This window comes from Qipengyuania profundimaris (genome assembly GCF_030717945.1).
GTDB classification, from domain to species: Bacteria; Pseudomonadota; Alphaproteobacteria; order Sphingomonadales; family Sphingomonadaceae; genus Qipengyuania; species Qipengyuania profundimaris.
This window is the reverse complement of record NZ_JAVAIM010000001.1, coordinates 708,764-725,286: the sequence shown is the minus strand read 5'-3', so window position 1 is coordinate 725,286 and position 16,523 is coordinate 708,764. Positions and strand designations below refer to the sequence as shown.

13 protein-coding genes and 2 tRNA genes are annotated in these 16,523 nt (G+C 62.9%); 7 read left to right on the top strand and 8 right to left on the bottom strand.

Annotation, left to right across the window (positions count from 1 at the left end):
- Positions 1-37: 37 nt before the first annotated feature.
- The 5 genes from Q9K02_RS03695 to Q9K02_RS03675 form a co-directional block, all read right to left on the bottom strand.
- The gene (locus Q9K02_RS03695; protein ID WP_305931672.1) at positions 38-1,420 is read right to left on the bottom strand and encodes an efflux transporter outer membrane subunit; all 1,383 of its coding nucleotides are present in this window, start codon (positions 1,418-1,420) and stop codon (positions 38-40) included.
- Complete coding sequence (locus tag Q9K02_RS03690) at positions 1,417-4,518, bottom strand: efflux RND transporter permease subunit (RefSeq protein ID WP_305931671.1); 3,102 nt, start codon at positions 4,516-4,518, stop codon at positions 1,417-1,419. Before Q9K02_RS03690 ends, Q9K02_RS03695 begins: the two co-directional genes overlap by 4 nt.
- Positions 4,508-5,599 carry an efflux RND transporter periplasmic adaptor subunit gene (locus Q9K02_RS03685; RefSeq protein WP_305931670.1) on the bottom strand — a complete coding sequence of 364 codons (1,092 nt, stop codon included), beginning with the start codon at positions 5,597-5,599 and terminating at the stop codon, positions 4,508-4,510. Before Q9K02_RS03685 ends, Q9K02_RS03690 begins: the two co-directional genes overlap by 11 nt.
- Before the next feature lie 236 nt (positions 5,600-5,835).
- A tRNA-Thr gene (locus tag Q9K02_RS03680) sits at positions 5,836-5,911 on the bottom strand.
- Between the two features lie 20 nt (positions 5,912-5,931).
- A tRNA-Cys gene (locus Q9K02_RS03675) sits at positions 5,932-6,005 on the bottom strand.
- A gap of 127 nt (positions 6,006-6,132) precedes the next feature.
- On the opposite strand from Q9K02_RS03675, the gene Q9K02_RS03670 reads away from it, so the two are divergent.
- Positions 6,133-6,912 (top strand): acyl-CoA thioesterase, encoded by a 780-nt coding sequence (locus Q9K02_RS03670; RefSeq protein WP_305931669.1) that lies wholly within the window; start codon positions 6,133-6,135, stop codon positions 6,910-6,912.
- Between the two features lie 129 nt (positions 6,913-7,041).
- Here Q9K02_RS03670 and Q9K02_RS03665 read toward each other — a convergent pair whose 3' ends face one another.
- Positions 7,042-7,635 carry a hypothetical protein gene (locus tag Q9K02_RS03665; protein ID WP_305931668.1) on the bottom strand — a complete coding sequence of 198 codons (594 nt, stop codon included), beginning with the start codon at positions 7,633-7,635 and terminating at the stop codon, positions 7,042-7,044.
- Positions 7,636-7,783: 148 nt separating this feature from the next.
- Between Q9K02_RS03665 and Q9K02_RS03660 the strand changes: the two genes are divergently transcribed.
- Entirely contained in the window at positions 7,784-9,025 is a 1,242-nt protein-coding gene (locus Q9K02_RS03660; protein ID WP_305931667.1) for an APC family permease, read from the top strand.
- A gap of 49 nt (positions 9,026-9,074) precedes the next feature.
- On the opposite strand, the gene Q9K02_RS03655 is transcribed toward Q9K02_RS03660, so the two are convergent.
- Both Q9K02_RS03655 and Q9K02_RS03650 read right to left on the bottom strand, forming a co-directional pair.
- Positions 9,075-9,869: a crotonase/enoyl-CoA hydratase family protein gene (locus Q9K02_RS03655; protein ID WP_305931666.1), complete on the bottom strand. Its 795-nt coding sequence runs from the start codon at positions 9,867-9,869 to the stop codon at positions 9,075-9,077.
- Between the two features lie 89 nt (positions 9,870-9,958).
- Entirely contained in the window at positions 9,959-11,143 is a 1,185-nt protein-coding gene (locus Q9K02_RS03650; protein WP_305931665.1) for an LL-diaminopimelate aminotransferase, read from the bottom strand.
- A gap of 134 nt (positions 11,144-11,277) precedes the next feature.
- Here Q9K02_RS03650 and Q9K02_RS03645 point away from each other — a divergent pair, with 134 nt between their 5' ends.
- From Q9K02_RS03645 to Q9K02_RS03625, 5 genes are all read left to right on the top strand, one after another.
- Positions 11,278-13,155: a PHA/PHB synthase family protein gene (locus Q9K02_RS03645; protein ID WP_305931664.1), complete on the top strand. Its 1,878-nt coding sequence runs from the start codon at positions 11,278-11,280 to the stop codon at positions 13,153-13,155.
- A 107-nt stretch (positions 13,156-13,262) separates the two neighbouring features.
- The gene (locus Q9K02_RS03640) at positions 13,263-14,108 is read left to right on the top strand and encodes a phasin family protein (protein WP_305931663.1); all 846 of its coding nucleotides are present in this window, start codon (positions 13,263-13,265) and stop codon (positions 14,106-14,108) included.
- A gap of 221 nt (positions 14,109-14,329) precedes the next feature.
- The gene (gene clpS, locus Q9K02_RS03635; protein ID WP_305931662.1) at positions 14,330-14,695 is read left to right on the top strand and encodes an ATP-dependent Clp protease adapter ClpS; all 366 of its coding nucleotides are present in this window, start codon (positions 14,330-14,332) and stop codon (positions 14,693-14,695) included.
- Between the two features lie 4 nt (positions 14,696-14,699).
- Positions 14,700-15,206 (top strand): DUF427 domain-containing protein, encoded by a 507-nt coding sequence (locus Q9K02_RS03630; protein WP_305933438.1) that lies wholly within the window; start codon positions 14,700-14,702, stop codon positions 15,204-15,206.
- An 84-nt stretch (positions 15,207-15,290) separates the two neighbouring features.
- Positions 15,291-16,514, top strand: coding sequence for an LptF/LptG family permease (locus tag Q9K02_RS03625; protein ID WP_305933437.1), 1,224 nt, complete (start codon positions 15,291-15,293; stop codon positions 16,512-16,514).
- Positions 16,515-16,523: the final 9 nt, after the last annotated feature.

The window sequence follows — 16,523 nt, the reverse complement described above, 5'->3', positions numbered from 1 at the left end:
CCATTGGTAAGCATCGGCCAGGCGGGAAAGCTCCGATTCAGCGCAGCTCTAGGCTATTCCGGCCATCAAGGCTCGCTGCCGCAGAATGCAGCGCTATGAATGAAGTTGCCAGATCGGCTTGGGTATTGAGCAAGGACTGTCGACTGGAGATAAGTTGGCGTTGTGCATCCAGCACGTCGAAGAGAGAGGCCAGCCCCTCTCGATAGAGAGCGTTGGACTGAGCAAGCGCCGTTTCACTCTGTTCGATCGCCTCGGCCAACGAGTCCGCACGCTGGCGGTAGGCGCCAATGGCGACCAGCGCGTTTTCGGCTTCGCCAAGCGCCAGCAGGAAAGCCTGGCGGTATTCGGCGAGACTGGCGTCGAGCTCGGCACGTGCGGCCTCGACTTCGGCGCGTCGCCGCCCGCCATCGAACAAAGGCAAGTCCAGTGCAGCGCCGAGCGTGGCGAGAAAGCTGGAGAACAGACCGTCGAGCGAACCGTCACCGATCAGGATCGATCCCGGCACCACGAGCGAAGGGCGCAGATCGGCCTGCTCGATGCCGACCTGCGCGGCGGCAGCCGCCAGCCGGGCCTCAGCGGCAAGCACATCGCCGCGGCGGCGCAACAGATTGACGGGCGCGCCTATTGGCGGACCGGCGCCATAATCGGGTATGGAGCCTTCCTCGCCTGCCGACGCCGTAATTTCGAACGTCCCCGGCGCTTCGCCGAGCAGCACGGCAAGCGCATGCTTCGCCTCCGCACGGGAGACCTCGATCAGGCCCAGCCGGGCCTGTGTCTGCGCGAGATCGGCCGCCGCGCGGCGCACATCGAGATTTGCCGACAGGCCCGCTTCGAACCGCAAAGTGACGATCCGCAGCGTCTGCCGCTGCAGCTCGGTCGATTCTTCGAGCAGAGCGAGTTGGGCACCGGTCAGGCGATATTCGACATACTGCGCAGCGATCGCCGCCGCGACCAGCCGGCGCTGGTCAGCCTGCAGGTAGCCCGCCTCTCCATAGCGCGCAGCGGCAAGACGAATCTCCGCCCCCAGCCGTCCCGAGAAGTCGAGATCGAAATTGCCGATGAGGCCTACGTTTCCCGTAACGCGCGCGCCATCACCGCCGGTTTCGACACCCAGATTTGCCGAGCCGTCGAGGGTTGGAAAAAGGTCGGCGCGCTCGGCACGCAGTAGCGCCTCAGCCGCGCGAAGCCGGTCGCCAGCGGCGGCGATATCGAGGTTGGCCGCAAGCCCGCGCGAGATCAGGTCGTCGAGGACCGGATCGGAAAAGGCTCGCCACCAGAACTCATCGAGTCCCGCAGGCGGCAGATCGGCAGAATAATCCGTCGGTGTGGCAATAGCGGTGTCGGGAATGACAAAATCGTTGCTCGCGCAGCTGGCGAGCCACAGGGCGCTGGCCGGTAAAGCAATTTTCCCAAATTTCATGCCGGCGCCATCGTCATGTCTTCGTCGACATCGTCTATTTCTTTCTGAAGCTTCGCCAAATCGACGCTGCGCGGTTGCCCGAAGCGCGCAATGCCGAGGTAGATCACCGGGGTCAGGAAAAGCGTGAAAAATCCAGCAATGCCGAGACCGCCGAAAATGACCCATCCGATCGACTGGCGCGCTTCCGCCCCGGCACCCGAAGCAAGGATCAGCGGCACAGCGCCGATCACGGTGGAAATCAGCGTCATCCCGATCGGACGTAGCCTGATGGCGGCGGCTTCTTCAGCCGCTTCGCGTACACTGCGCCCCTGATGGCGGAGCTGGTCGGCGAACTCGACAATCAGGATACCGTTCTTGGCCATCAGTCCGATCAGCATGACGAGCCCGATTTGCGAATAGATGTTGAGCGAGACACCCGACAGGAACAGCGCGAGGATCGCAGCAGCCAGCGCGAATGGTACGGTAAAGAGTACGACGAGTGCGCTTGTGAGACTTTCGAATTGAGCGACCAGCACGAGGAAAACAATCACCAGCGCGAAGAGGTAGGTCAGCAATACGTCATTCGAAGTTTCCTCCAGGCTTTCGGCCTCGCCCTGCAAAAGCATATCGATGTCGTCCGCTACCGTTTCCGCGCCAAGGCGCTCGATTTCGTCCACCGCCTCTTGCAGTGGCACACCTTCAGCAATGTTCGCCTCTACCTCGATCGCCCGGCGTTGTTCGGTGCGGTCCAGTTCCGCAGCGACACCCTGCTCCACGATCCGAGTGATGCTGGACATCGGAACCAGACTGTCATTCTCGGTCCGAACGTAAAGATTGCGCAGGTCGGAAGGGTTTGTCACCGCAACCGCTTCGGAGGTGAGAAAGATCGGCACCGCCTGGTCGCCGACATTCAGATCGACGAGGTCGTCGCCGCCGATCATGGCGCGCAGGGTTTGCGCGACATCGTCAAGATCGACACCGAGATCGGATGCGCGCTGGCGGTCGATCTGCACCGAGAGCTGTGGCTGCGTGGGCTGGTACGAGATATCGGGATTGGAGAGGATTTCCGAACCGGTGTCGATCGCATCGCTCAATGCTAGTGCGGATCGGTAGATATTATCGTATTCGCCTCCGGTCAGCGCGACCTCGATAGATCCGCCGCCACCGCCGAAGCTCAGCGTACCACGACCGCGGGCGTTGGTTCGCGAGCCCGGGATTTCGCGGAGTGGCTCGTTCAACTCCTCGACGATAGCGCTCTGGCTACGATCGCGCTCGCTCCAGTCGGCAAGCTGCGCAGTGACGCGAACCCGGTTTGGATCGTAACGACCGACGATAGAGAAGGTGCTCTGCATCTCCCCACTATCGAGATAGGGCTGGAGGACGGTTTCTATCTCGTCGAGCTCGCGATCCATGAAGTCGAGCCCTACGCCGTCCGGGCCGGTCGCATCGACCTCGATCACACCGCGATCCTCATCGGGGACCAATTCGGAATCCAGCTGGAGATAGAGCAGTCCTGTGGCCGCCGCCATTGCGACTGCGCAGCCGACCACGATCCGGCCGTGGTCCAGACATCGACCCAACAGGGCGGTGTAACGCTCGCGCAATTTCGTTCCGATGCGGTTTATTCGATCCGAACCGTCATCGCCGCTCCTCAAGTCGAATTTGGCCGCCAGTGCCGGCACGAGCGACAGGGCGACGAAAGACGAAAGGAGCACCCCGACCGACAGGACGAAGCCAAATTCCCGAAACAGCCGGCCTGCCTGCGACGGCAGGAAGCTGATCGGAAGGAAAACCGAAACGAGAACCGCAGTCGTTGCGATCACGGCAAAGAAAACCTGCCGGGTGCCGACCACTGCCGCAGCGCGCCGTCCAAGACCCTTGTTCTGAAGCCGCTGCGTGTTTTCGAGGACGACTATCGCGTCGTCGACGATCAGGCCTGTCGCGAGAACCAACGCCAGCAGGGTCAACAGATTGATAGAGAACCCCATCAACCAGATTCCTGCGAGCACGCCGACGAGCGCGACCGGAATTGTGGTGCTTGGTATCAGCGTGGCGCGCCAGGCGCGGAAAAAAAGCATCATCGTTGCGACTACCACGAGGATAGTGAAGGCTAGCGTGATCAATACCTCGCGGACCGAGATCTCGATGAAATCGGCATCGTCCGAAACGACGCTTATTTCGAGGTCCTGGTATCGCGACCCCACCCGTTCGACCGAAGCGCGGATGGCACTCGAAATCTCGATCGTGTTCGAGTTTGCCTGGCGCACGACGCCGAGGCCGACGATCGGTCGACCGTCGAGCCGGACGAAGTTCGTTGCGTCGGCCGGGGCCAACGCCACTTCGGCGACATCGCCGACCCGGGTCGTCCCGGCGATGATGACCTCGCGGATAAGGTCAGGATTGGTCGCGCTGGCGTCGGCGCGCACGACGAGTTCCTGCGCTTCCGACCGAAAGGATCCGACGGGGACATCGTATGATGCGCGTTCGAGTGCGGCGGCGACATCGCTCATCGTCAGCCCGAAACGGTTTAGCCGGGCCGGGTCTACCGATACGCGCATCTGCAAGACGCGCGTGCCGAACTGGTCGATGCTGGCCACCCCCTCGGCAGTCAGCAATTCCGGTATCACATCGTTCTCGACGACCTGTGTGAGTTCGGCCTCGTCGTATCGATCGCTCGAGACAGCAAGCACCATGATCGGTTGAGCATCGGCATCGGCCTTGACGATGTTGACCTGTTCGACCCGATCGGGAAGGTCGCGCGTTACGCGGCTGACGGCCTCGCGCACATCCGAAGCCGCCGTATCCAGATCGACCCCGGGATTGAATTCGGCACGGATGCGCGAGTTGTTTTCCTCACTCGACGAGTTGATCTGCCGGACGCCGGTTACGCGAGCGACGGCATCTTCCAGGACGCTCGTGACCTCGCTATCCATTGTTTCCGGCGCCGCGCCCGGCAGCGAAGCCGTTATGGAAACGATCGGTCGATCGACGTTGGGCAGTTCGCGCACCTCGATCCCGGCGAATGCCGCAAGACCGGCGATAACGATGAGCAGGTTGAGCACCCCCACCAGCAGCGGCCGCTTGACCGCGAGCATCGGCAGGTCGGTCTTATCGGCCATCGTTTTCGTCGACGGCTTCGGAAGATCCGCGCAATTCGACAGCGGCTTCGGGCGCGGCGACCGGGCGGACCAGTCGGATGGCCTGCCCGTCGCGGATTTTCTGAACGCCTTCGACGATTACACGGTCGCCAGCTTTCAGCGCCCCGTCGACGAGTGCAAGGCCGTCCCTGCGGGAAGTGATCGTCACTGGAATGCGCGCCGCATTTTCGTTGCGAACCACGAAGAGGTATGAACCTTCCCCGCCCCATACGATCGCCTCTTCGGCGACTGCGGCACGGGTGGCGTCGTTGCGGGTGAACATTACTCGAAAACTCATTCCCGGGCGAAAACGATCGCCCGCATTGGCGATCGCAGCCCGCACGATGAAGTTGCGGGTGTCGCTTGCGATACGGGAGTCGGTCGAAACGATTCGCGCGTCGATCGGATTGCCGGGATCGGAGAATGCGGCGACCTGCACCACCTGCCCTTCGCGTAATGTCGTAAACACTTCTTCGGGTGCCGGGAAGTCGATGTATAACCTGCTGCGCTGGTCGATTTGTGCGATCGGCGTAGCATCGCTCACTCGGTCTCCGGGATCGATCTCGGTCAAGCCGATATGACCCGAGAACGGCGCCCGGATCACCCTGTCGGCAAGTTGTGCCTGCGCCTGCTTCAGCGCCACCTGCGCTGAAGCAAGGGTGGTTTCACCTGCCTCGATCTGGCTTTCGGAAATCGCCCCCGTGTCCTCGATCCGGCGATAGCGGCCCAGCAATTGCTCGGCTTCGAGCACCTGGACTCGCGCGGAATTGACCGCCAATCGCTCTTGCCGTGCATCAAGCTGGAGCAGCGGTTGACCCGAGCGCACGAAATCACCGGCGGAAAACATCACGCGGGTCACGCGGCCGGCACTTTCGGGGTAAATTTCCGCTGACGTCACGGCACGCGCCGTGCCAATCGCTTCCACCTGCACCTTTTCAGGTAGGAAGCGGACGTTTTCGGCGACAACCGGGATCGCTTCGTCGGCGCGTTCGTCGGGATCGGATGCACATGCAGTAAGCAATACCGCAGTCCACAAGCCGAGCGATCGTTTAAGAAAGGCCATCACTCCTTCCGTAGAGAGATGGACCAATCAACAAAAGCAAATTGCTAAGCGAAATGGCTATCACAGTAATCGCTATGAGGCCCGGGCTGAGAAATGACCGCCTTCAGGATCTTTCGACTACGCGGGAATATCCGGACTTGGTCGTATGGCCGATATCAAAGCGCCTCACCTGGCCAGAGATTCTTGGCCGGTACAAGGGAGCTGGGTAAAGACGGTTTTCCGCCGCCTATGAAAAATGGTGCCGCTTAGGTGACTCGAACACCTGACCCCATCATTACGAATGATGTGCTCTACCAACTGAGCTAAAGCGGCACATTCCCGCCTGCGGGAAGTGGAGGCCCGAGCCGGAATCGAACCGGCGTGCAAGGATTTGCAGTCCTCTGCGTAACCACTCCGCCATCGGGCCTCGCCCTTGCCTCTCGGCACGGGAAGCGGCGCACTAGCGATTCTGCGCGGGCTTGGCAATCGCCGCGTGACACCCTTCCGTAACGTCACTCTGGACGGGCGCGCTCTCAGCCGCAATGACACTGCCAATGAGCCTTGCCAATCTTATCGACCCCATCACTGCCGAAGGCGGCGCGACCCGTTTCAGCGGCCTCGACAACTGGATGCAGGGGCGCACGCTGTATGGCGGCGCGTCTGCCCTGATCGCCTATCTCGCCGCGGCACGCGCCTTTCCCGACCTGCCGCCGCTGCGTGCCGGACAGGTGGCGTTCGTGGCGCCGACCGGGCCGGAGGTCGAACTGCGGCGCGAGATCGTGCGCCAGGGGCGCAACGTGGCGCAGGTGCGCAGCGAAATCTGGTGCGAGGGCAAATGCACCCTCACCGCTTTCTGGCTGTTCGGCACCGCGCGCGAGCCCAATGCCGTGCACCCTCCCGCTCCGGTCGAAAACTGGCCCGGCGCGCCGGAGGAGCAGGAGCCGGCGATGAAAGGCAAGGGCCCGGCCTTCATCCAGAACAATTTCGAAATTCTGCGCGCGCAGGAGATGCGCGGCCCCGGCGATCCGGTAGTGCGCCGCTGGGCGCGGCTGACGGATCGCGAGGGCCTCGATCCCGTCAGCGAGCTGATCCTGCTCGGCGACGTCCTGCCGCCCGGCGCGATGCGCGCGATGGAGCGGCAGGGTCCGATCAGCTCGATCAACTGGTCGTTCAACCTGCTCGACACCGAACCGACCACGCGCGACGGCTGGTGGCTGAGCGAGAATGCCAGCCAACACGCCGACGCCGGCTATTCGAGCGAGCGGCTGCGGCTATGGAATGCGGACGGCAAGCAGGTGCTCGACGGGATGCAATGCGTGGCGGTGTTCGGGTAGGGCGACACTGCGGCGACAAAGGCGACACCCTGTCGCCCACTCGCGACATGCGCTAAACCGCTGTTATAGAACGACCTTTCCCGTCTTTGGAAGGTCGGCGTTGCTTGGACTGCCCCCCGCCCCCGCACCTTACTTACCGTTCGCCTTTTTCGCTTTCTTGCGGGCCTTGCATTCGGCATCGGCATTCGAACGCCATTCTGGCGGCCCCTGCTCTACCCGGTCGGCCAGCGCGGCGAGATCGCCGGTTTCATAGGCCGCTTCGGGCAGGAAGTCGTATTTGGGCTTGCGCACGAGTTCGCGCCGCATGGCGAGTAGCGACAAGGTCAGCCGCTCGTCATACCGGCGCGAAGTGCCGATCAACTCGCCATTATAGAAATGCGGGACTTCGACCCCGTTGAGCGCGCGATCGAGCGCTGCCTCCGCCAGTGCATCGAAGCGCGAGGCGAAAGCCGCCTCCCACGCCCGGTCGAACGGCGTCCCGCGCAGCCGCGCGCGGAGCTTGTAGGCCGACTGCCGCCCCATCCCCACCGCTCGCGCCGCAGCGGAGACGTTATGCGTCGCCCCAAGCTCGCGCAGGAACGCGGCCTGTCTGGCAGGCGTCCAGCCGTCATGGCGGTCGGGTGTGGAGGGAGCGGCGGGGGGCGCATCGAGGGTTGCAGGGAGCATTTCGGCAGCGGATTCGCTGTCGGTCGCGAACGAGGAGGGGTGCGGTTGGTTCGTCATCCGCGAGGTTAAGGCAAATTCGGCGCGAGTAGGAAAGGGATTTGCGTCAATGCCTGGAAAACCGACGGCCATTTCCCTCACGTACGCGACCTATACGCTCGATCCCCCATTCTTTTGAACTTCCGCGCCTGTCGCTGCTTGTAACCATATGGCACCCACTCAAGCGCAGGCATCCAGTTCGCCCACCCAGCCAACCCTTAACCGCGATATCGGCCCGTGGGTTTTAATGCTCTACGGTCTGGGCACGGTCGTTGGTGCAGGCATCTATGTGGTGATTGGCGATATCATCGGCCTCGCCGGAGCTTTGGCTCCGATCGCGTTCCTGCTAGCCTCCCTGGCCGCAGGTTTTACTGCGTTGTCCTATGCGGAACTATGCACGCGGTTGCCTGAGAGCGGCGGAAGTGCGGCCTATGTTTCGGCGGGATTCGAGTCGCGCTTTCTCACCGGCCTCGCCGGCTGGGGAATCGTCGCGACAGGTATCGTATCGGCAGCGGCGATCGTGACCGGGTTCGTCGGTTATTCGAATGTCTTCCTGTCGATCTCGAAGTGGTGGGCCGTGCCGATACTGACGGCGACGCTGACTGCTTTCGCGGTCGCCGGTATCCGGCAATCCTCGTGGTTCATGGCAATAACGACGATTGCCGGTGTAGGCGGCCTGCTCTGGGTGGTCTGGTACGGATGGGTCGACCTGGGCGATTTCCCGCGGCAATTCGGAAGTGCCTGGTCCGATCCGGGAAGGAGTCTGGCGGGCGCCGTGCTGCCCGCGGCCTTCCTGGCCTTCTATGCGTATATCGGCTTCGAGGATCTCGTTACGCTTTCCGAAGAAACCAAGGATCAGAGCACGGCCATGCCACGGGCGATCTGGTTCACCCTTATTGCTTCCCTGCTGCTCTACCTGCTCGTATCCGCAACGGCGGTAAGCGTGCTGCCCGCGGACGTCCTACGTGAGAGCAGGGCACCGCTCGTCGATCTGGTCCGGGAGAAAGGCAGGAACGGTTACCTGCTTGGTGCGGTAAGCCTCGCAATGATCGTCAATGGCGCGATGGCGCAAATCGTCATGGCACCCAGGGTCGTGCATGACCTCGGCAGGCGAAGGAACGCCGCCCCTGACTGGCTTGCCCGGATCAACCAAAAAACTGGGACGCCGATCGTCGCAACTGTGCTTTCCGGCCTTGCTGTCACACTGCTGGCGCTCTTTTTCCCGACCGAACAACTGGCAGGCTGGACGAGCTATATCATTCTGAGCGTGTTTGCGGCAGCGAACCTCGCCCTCGTCAGGCTGAAGCTCCGAGAGTCGGCGGACGAGGCGGCGTATGCGGTCCCTCTTGCGGTTCCCATCGCCGGCGCGGTCATATCCGTGGGTCTGATCGTGGGAGAAATGATGCTTTGAGGATACACCGTTCGGGCCCTGGCTAGCTCAAACAGGAGTATTCCCTTCCTCACGCAAATTTCGGCGCGCGTTTCTGCATTTCCGCCATCACCGCCTCGATCTGATTGGGCTTGCGGATGATACCTGCCTGCTCCTCGCTCTCGGCCATGAGGATCGCGTCTTCGCCCTCTTCGTGCATCACCTTGAACAGTCGCTTGGCGCCGCGGATGGCGGCGGGGTTCTTGTTGGCGATGGTTTCGGCCAGTGCGGTGGCGCGGGCGAGAGGATCGTCCTCCACCATGGTGGCGAAGCCGAGGTCCAGCGCTTCCGCGCCGGTGAATTCGCGGTTGGTATAGGTCAGCTCGCGCAGCACGTCGTCGCGCACCAGACCGCGCCACAGGGCATAGCCGCCCATGTCGGGCACGAGGCCCCATTTCATCTCCATCACCGCCATGCGGGTGTCGGGATGGACCACGCGGATGTCCGCGCCGCTCGCGATCTGCAGCCCGCCGCCGAAGCAGACGCCGTGGACCGCCGCGATCACCGGCACGGGGCACTTGCGCCAGGTCATCGCGACCTCCTGCGCCTGATTGGCATTGCCGTGGGTGCGCTCGGTCAGCGGCGTGCGATCGACATCGGGTGCGGCGTTGAAGTTGGACAGGTCGAGCCCGGCGCAAAAGGCGCGCCCCTCACCCGAGAGCACCACGACTCGCAGGCCCTCCATCTCGCGCAGCGCCTCGCCCGCCTCGATGATGCCGGCGAATTGCGCCTGGTCGAGCGCGTTCATCTTGTCGCCGCGGGTAAAGCGCACCTGCGCCACGCCATTGTCGCCAAGCTCGATCGAAACGCGGTCGTTGGGCAGCATGATGAATCCTTTCTGCAAGTGGTCGAATACGCGCAAACACAGTTGCCGATCGCAACCGGCCTGTCCAGCATCACCGGTCGGCCAGCGCCTCAGCGTGCGTGGTCGGAGAGGAACTTCTTGATGTTGCGCGCAGCCTGGCGGATGCGCTGTTCGTTCTCGACCATGGCGATGCGGACGTAGCCTTCGCCTTCCTCGCCGAAGCCGACCCCCGCGGCGACGGCGACACCGGCCTCCTGCAGAAGCTGTTTCGAGAACTCGAGGCTGCCCATGTGCTCGAAGCCCGGCGGAAGCTTGGCCCAGGTAAACATGCTGGCGGGCGGATTGGGGATCGCCCAGCCTGCCCGCGTGAAGCTTTCGACCATCACGTCGCGCCGGTGCTGGTAGCGCGCGCGGTTCTGCTCGACCACGTCCTGCGGCCCGTTGAGCGCCGCACAGGCCGCAGCCTGGACCGGGGTGAAGGCGCCATAGTCGAGGTAGCTCTTCACCCGCGTCAGCGCGGCGATGAGCGTGGGATTGCCGACGCAGAAGCCGATCCGCCAGCCCGCCATGGAGAAGGTCTTGGACATGGATGTGAACTCCACCGCCACATCCTTCGCGCCCGGCACCTCGAGGATCGAGCGGGTCGGCTTGCCATCATAGTAAAGCTCGGAATAGGCGAGGTCGGACAGCACCCAGACCTCGTTGCGCTTGGCCCATGCGACCAGCCGCTCGTAGAAATCGAGATCGACCGTTTCGGCCGTGGGGTTGCTGGGGTAATTGACCACCAGCACCGTGGGGCGCGGGACCGTGTAGGCCATCGCATTGTCCAGCGCCTTCCAGTAATTCTCGTCCGGCGTGGTCGGCACGCTGCGAATCGTCGCGCCAGCGATCATGAAGCCATAGGTATGGATCGGATAGGCCGGGCTCGGCGCCAGGATCACGTCGCCTGGCGCGCTGATCGCAGTGGCCATGGACGAAAGGCCTTCCTTCGATCCCATGGTGACCACCACCTCGCGCTCCGGGTCCAATTCCACACCGAACCGCCGCTGGTAATAATTCGCCTGGGCGCGGCGCAGGCCGGGAATGCCCTTCGACTGCGAATAGCCATGCGCATCGGGCTTGGCCGCGACCTCGCACAATTTGTCGATGACGTGCTGCGGGGGCGGCTGGTCGGGATTGCCCATGCCGAGGTCGATGATGTCGCGCCCCGCCTGCCGCGCCGCATGCCGCATCGCGTTGACTTCCGCGATGACATAGGGGGGCATGCGCTTGATGCGGTAGAATTCTTCGGACATTCCGGCTCCGTAAGGCGTTACACGAGTCACACTGATTACCTATTCACGGTGCAGGTGCAATCGGCCTAGGTGCATGCGGGCACGCAATATCCTATGGCCAGCACAATCCGCGCTTGCCACCCTCAGGAGCGACAATGACCGAGACCGGCCCCGATCCCTTCACCAACATGTACGAAGCCCCGGCCAAGCTGGCGCGGATGATGTTTGCGCCGTTCCAGGGCGCGATGGCGGGCGGAGCATTGGGCGATACGCCGATGAAGCCGGAAGACGCGCAGCACTGGGCCGAGGTCGGCACGAAGCTGCAGACCATGTGGATGCAGTACCAGGCCGAACAGCTGGCCAATCCGCAGGCCATGGCACCTTATTTCGATCCAACCCGCTGGCAGAGCCTCGCGCAGGACTGGTTCCGCCAGATGCCGATCGCCGATCCGGCGCAGCAGCAGCAGCTGATGCAGGAAGGCATACAGCTGTGGCAGCAGGTGCTGGGGCAATACGGGCTGGGCGAAATGGCCGGCATCCCGGCCGACGATCCCGAGATGCCGCTGAAGGATCGCCGCTTCGCCGATCCAAGGTGGCGCGCGCATCCCGCCTTCGCGCTGATTCACCAGACCTATCTGTTCCTCGGCCAGCGCGTTGCCGACATGGTCGACCAGATGGATGGGCTTAGCGAGGACAAACGCGAGCAGCTACGCTTCACCACCAAGGCCATCACCGAAGCCGCCAGTCCGGCGAATTTCCCGCTGCTCAATCCGGTGGTGATGGAGCGGACGCTGGAAAGTCGCGGCGACAATCTGGTCAAGGGCATGGAGCACCTGCTCAACGATCTCAGGCGCGGCCAGCTATCCCATACCGATGCCAGCGCCTTCACGCTGGGCGAGAACATCGCCGTGACTCCGGGCAAGGTGGTGCACGAAACGCCGCTCTACCAGCTGATCCAGTATTCGCCCTCCACCGACGAAGTGCTGGCGATTCCGCTGGTGATCTTCCCGCCCTGGATCAACCGTTTCTACATCCTCGACCTCAATGCGAAGAAGAGCTTTGTCAAATGGGCGGTCGATCACGGCGTAACCGTGTTCATGGTCAGCTGGAAATCGGCCGACGCGAGCATGAAGGACGTCATGTGGGACGACTACGTGCGCGCCCAGATCGATGCGATCGACCACATCCGCGAGCGGCTGGACGTGACGGCCGTCCATGCGATCGGCTATTGCGTCGCGGGGACCACGCTCGCCGCCACGTTGTCGCTGCTGCACCGCCGCGGCGAACAGGACAAGGTAAAGAGCGCCACCTTCTTCACCGCGCAGGTCGATTTCGAGAAGGCGGGCGAACTGCTCAACTTCGTCGACGACCAGCAGCTGGGCATGGTCAAGGCGATGAGCGCGGACGGCTATCTCGACGGGCGCTACATGGCGGCGACCTTCAACCTGCTGCGCGGCACCGATCTGATCTGGAATTACGTCGTCAACAACTACCTGCTGGGCGAGGATTATCCGGCCTTCGACCTGCTGCACTGGAATGGCGACGTGACCAATCTGCCGGCGAAGTGGCACGCCCAGTATCTGCGCGATCTCTACAAGGACAACAAGCTGGTCGAACCGGGCGCGCTCAGCGTCGACAATACGCCGATCGATCTCGGCATCGTGGAAACGCCGACCTATGTGCAGGCGGGCAAGGAAGACCATATCGCCCCGGCCGAAAGCGTCTGGAAAATTACCGACCACTTCAAGGGACCGATCAAGTTCGTGCTCGCCGGGTCCGGCCATATCGCGGGTGTGGTCAATCCACCCGATGCGGGCAAATACCAATACTGGCTCAACGACGGGGAGCCCCGCAGCCTGGCCGAATTCCGCGAGGGCGCGGTCGAGCATCCGGGCAGCTGGTGGCCCGACTGGATCGACTGGCTGCGCGAGCAGGACGGCGAAACCGTACCCGCAAAAGGCAAGCGCAAGCCCGGCAGCAAGGGCGACAAGGTGATCGAAGACGCACCAGGACGCTACGTCGCCACGCGCTAACGTATTGAAAGAACGGCCTATCGCGCCTTATTGTGCACTGCACAAAAAACGCTTGACTTCGCACCTGCAATGTCTATTTTGTGCACTGCAACAAAAGCGAGGTTCCCATGGCTGACAGCCAGAGCAAAATCGATGCCGCTGCCGAGAAGGCTTTTGCCGAGGCTGCGGAAAAGAAGACCGCCGACGCCGCCAAGGCGAGCGTGAGCGCGAAGACCGTCGAAAAGGCTGTCGAAGCGGACGCGACCGCTCCGGTAAAGACCGACAAGATCGCCGAAGCCGTCGCCGCGCCTGCCGAGCCGGCAGCGCCGAAGAAGGCCCCGGCCAAGAAGGTCGCCGCCAAGAAGGCTGCACCGAAAAAGGCCAAGCCGAAGAAGGCTGCCGCCAGGACCGTCGCAAAGAAGAAGGCTCCGGCCAAGGCGCCGGTCGCCGCGAAGACTACCGCCGTTCGCAAGAAAGCGGCCACCACCAAGATCACTCCCATTTCCAAGCTGAAGGAAAACATCATGGCCACTGCCAAGAACGCCAAGACCACCGACTACACCGCCAAGGCCAAGGAAGTTGCTACCGACATGCAGACGCGCGCCAAGGCTGCTTACGACAAGGGCACCGAGCTGACCAAGGACACCGTCGAATTCCAGAAGGGCAATTTCGAAGCTCTCGTGGAAAGCGGCAAGATCCTCGCTTCGGGCATGCAGGACATGGGCCGCATCTATGTCGAGGAAGCCAAGACTGCTGCCGAGACCGTCCAGGCCGACGTCAAGAAGATGGCTGCCGTGAAGTCGCCGACCGAGCTGTTCCAACTGCAGGGCGAAATCATGCGCCGCAACTTCGACGCGATGGTTTCGACCACCTCGAAGAACACCGAAGCCATGCTGAAGCTCGCCAACGAAGCTTTCGCACCGGTTTCGAACCGCATGAGCCTCGCCGCCGAAAAGGTCCGCAAGGCCGCCTAAGCGAAATTACCAGCTTCAATCCACCGGGCACTCTCTCCTCTCTCCCCGCCCGGTGATTGGACACCCGGGCCGGATGGCATCGCGCCATTCGGCCCATTTTTTTCGCTTCATCGATTTTCGACCGTGGAGCGCAGCATTTCAGCGTTTTCTTGACCCGAAACATGGTGTGAGACACTCGTCCGCCTTGCGATTTGGCAAAGCGTTACGATAATGGGCCTGCAATGATCGATCGCCTTCCCCCCTTTCCCGCCCGCGCCGCCGATCGCGACGACGACGATGCGAAGGACGGCGAAGGCCAGGTCGGCGTCGCCACCAAGACGCGGACCAAGCCCAAGAAGCCCAGCCAGTACAAGGTGCTGCTGCTGAACGACGATTACACCCCGATGGAGTTCGTGGTCATCGTCCTCAAGCGCTTCTTCCGCATGGACATGGAAGAGGCGACGCGGGTGATGCTGCACGTCCACCAGAAGGGCGTCGGCGTGTGCGGCATCTTCCCTTACGAAGTGGCCGAAACCAAGGTTAACCAGGTGATGGATTTCGCCCGCCAGAACCAGCATCCGCTGCAGTGTACGCTGGAAAAGGCCTAAGCCGATCGCGTTATTCGGCCATCCGGACCTCGATCCGCCCGGCCCCGGGCAGGAAAGCGTCTGGGACTACCCCCGCCCCGCCATTGCCGAGCCCACGGACCGCCACATCGTCATCCGCCACCGGGGCGTGACGCTGGCCGATACGCGTGGCGCATGGCGCACGCTCGAGACGAGCCACCCGCCGACCTATTACATTCCGCAGGCCGATATCGCGATGGACCACCTGTCGCCCAATGCCCGCCGTTCGCTGTGCGAGTGGAAGGGGCAGGCGCGCTACTGGGATGTCGAGATCGCAGGCGAGAGGATCGAGGCGGCGGGATGGTCCTACCCCGATCCCACGCCGAGCTTTGCCGGCATCGCTGGCCAATTCGCCTTTTACCCCGAGCCCTTCGACGAAGTACTGGTCGATGGCGAACAGGTCGTGCCGCAACCGGGCGGCTTCTACGGCGGGTGGATCACCAGCAAGGAAGCTGGTCCGTTCAAGGGCATCCCCGGCAGCCGGTTCTGGTAATTTCATCGATCGACCAAGGGACATGACCTCGCCCGCAATTCACGCTAGGGCCATTTCGAACGCCTCAACGCCGGTACCGCCTTGCTGAATTTCATTCCCGCCATCGACCGCTACATCTTCCGGCTGGTCATCATCCCGATGCTCGGCGTGTTCTTCGTCGCGGCGTCGCTGCTGACGCTGGAGAAGATGGGCCGGCTGTTCGAATTCGTCTCGGTCGAGGGCGGGCCCGTCGGCGTGGTTTTCAAGATGCTGGCCGCGCTGGTGCCCGAATATGCCAGCCTCGCCATTCCGCTCGGCTTGCTACTCGGCGTGCTGCTCGCTTTCCGCAAGCTCGCGACGACCAGCGAGCTCGACGTGTTCCGCGCCGTGGGCCTCGGTTACGGGCGGCTGCTGCGCGTGCCCTATATCCTGACCGCGTTCCTGATGGGCGTGAACATCGCACTGGTCTTCTACGTCCAGCCGATCAGCCGGTATTACTACGAACAGCTCGAATACGATTTGCGCTCCGGCGCACTCGGTGCCTCCATCAAGGTCGGCGAGTTCACCACGCTGGCCGATCGCATGGCGCTCAGGATCGAACGCAGCGAGGACGAAGGACGCGAGTTGCACGGCATCTTCGCCCGCGTGTCGGACAGCAACGACCAGGTCCTCTCGATCTCCGCCAAGCAGGGGGCGTTCCTTGCGACTTCCGACGATCCCGACACGATCATCCTGCGCCTGACGGACGGCACGATCGTGCAGGACACGGGCGAGCAAACGCCGCGCGTACTCACCTTCACTCGTCACGACCTGCCGATCGACCTGCCCGCGATCGAGGCCTTCCGCGACCGCGGCGATGCCGAGCGCGAGTATATCCTGCCCGAACTGCTCCGCGTCGGCTGGAGCGACAATGCCAGCGAAGCCCAGCGCGATGCCAGCCAGGCGAGCTTCAATTTCCGGCTGGTCGAAGTGGTGATGATGCTGATGCTGCCGCTGCTGGCGGTGGCGCTGGGCATCCCGCCCAAGCGATCGACCAGCGCGCTGGGCGTGTTCCTCTCGATCATCATGGTGGTGAGCTACCACAAGGTGAACCAGTATGGAGAGGACGTGGCCGCCCTCGGGCGGATCGATCCGATCATCGCGCTGTGGGGGCCTTTCGTGATCTTCGCCGCGCTGATCGGCTGGATGTATTACCGCGTCGCTTTCGTGCCGGGCGGGCAGGCGATCGGCGCGCTGGAGGTGTGGTTCGCCAAGCTGTCGAAGAAACTCGGCAAGCTGTTCCGGCGCAGGCGGCCGCGGCCCGACCTCGTGGCGCAACCGGCGGAATAGGGCGCGGGC

Coding starts and splice junctions, on each gene's coding strand:
- Q9K02_RS03640 (WP_305931663.1), top strand. CDS start 13,263: ATGGCTGACAGCCAGAGCAAAATCGATGCCGCTGCCGAGAAGGCTTTT.
- Q9K02_RS03685 (WP_305931670.1), bottom strand. CDS start 5,599: ATGGCCTTTCTTAAACGATCGCTCGGCTTGTGGACTGCGGTATTGCTT.
- Q9K02_RS03655 (WP_305931666.1), bottom strand. CDS start 9,869: ATGCTGCCCAACGACCGCGTTTCGATCGAGCTTGGCGACAATGGCGTG.
- Q9K02_RS03650 (WP_305931665.1), bottom strand. CDS start 11,143: ATGTCCGAAGAATTCTACCGCATCAAGCGCATGCCCCCCTATGTCATC.
- Q9K02_RS03660 (WP_305931667.1), top strand. CDS start 7,784: ATGGCACCCACTCAAGCGCAGGCATCCAGTTCGCCCACCCAGCCAACC.
- Q9K02_RS03645 (WP_305931664.1), top strand. CDS start 11,278: ATGACCGAGACCGGCCCCGATCCCTTCACCAACATGTACGAAGCCCCG.
- Q9K02_RS03695 (WP_305931672.1), bottom strand. CDS start 1,420: ATGAAATTTGGGAAAATTGCTTTACCGGCCAGCGCCCTGTGGCTCGCC.
- clpS (WP_305931662.1), top strand. CDS start 14,330: ATGATCGATCGCCTTCCCCCCTTTCCCGCCCGCGCCGCCGATCGCGAC.
- Q9K02_RS03665 (WP_305931668.1), bottom strand. CDS start 7,635: ATGACGAACCAACCGCACCCCTCCTCGTTCGCGACCGACAGCGAATCC.
- Q9K02_RS03670 (WP_305931669.1), top strand. CDS start 6,133: ATGAGCCTTGCCAATCTTATCGACCCCATCACTGCCGAAGGCGGCGCG.
- Q9K02_RS03690 (WP_305931671.1), bottom strand. CDS start 4,518: ATGGCCGATAAGACCGACCTGCCGATGCTCGCGGTCAAGCGGCCGCTG.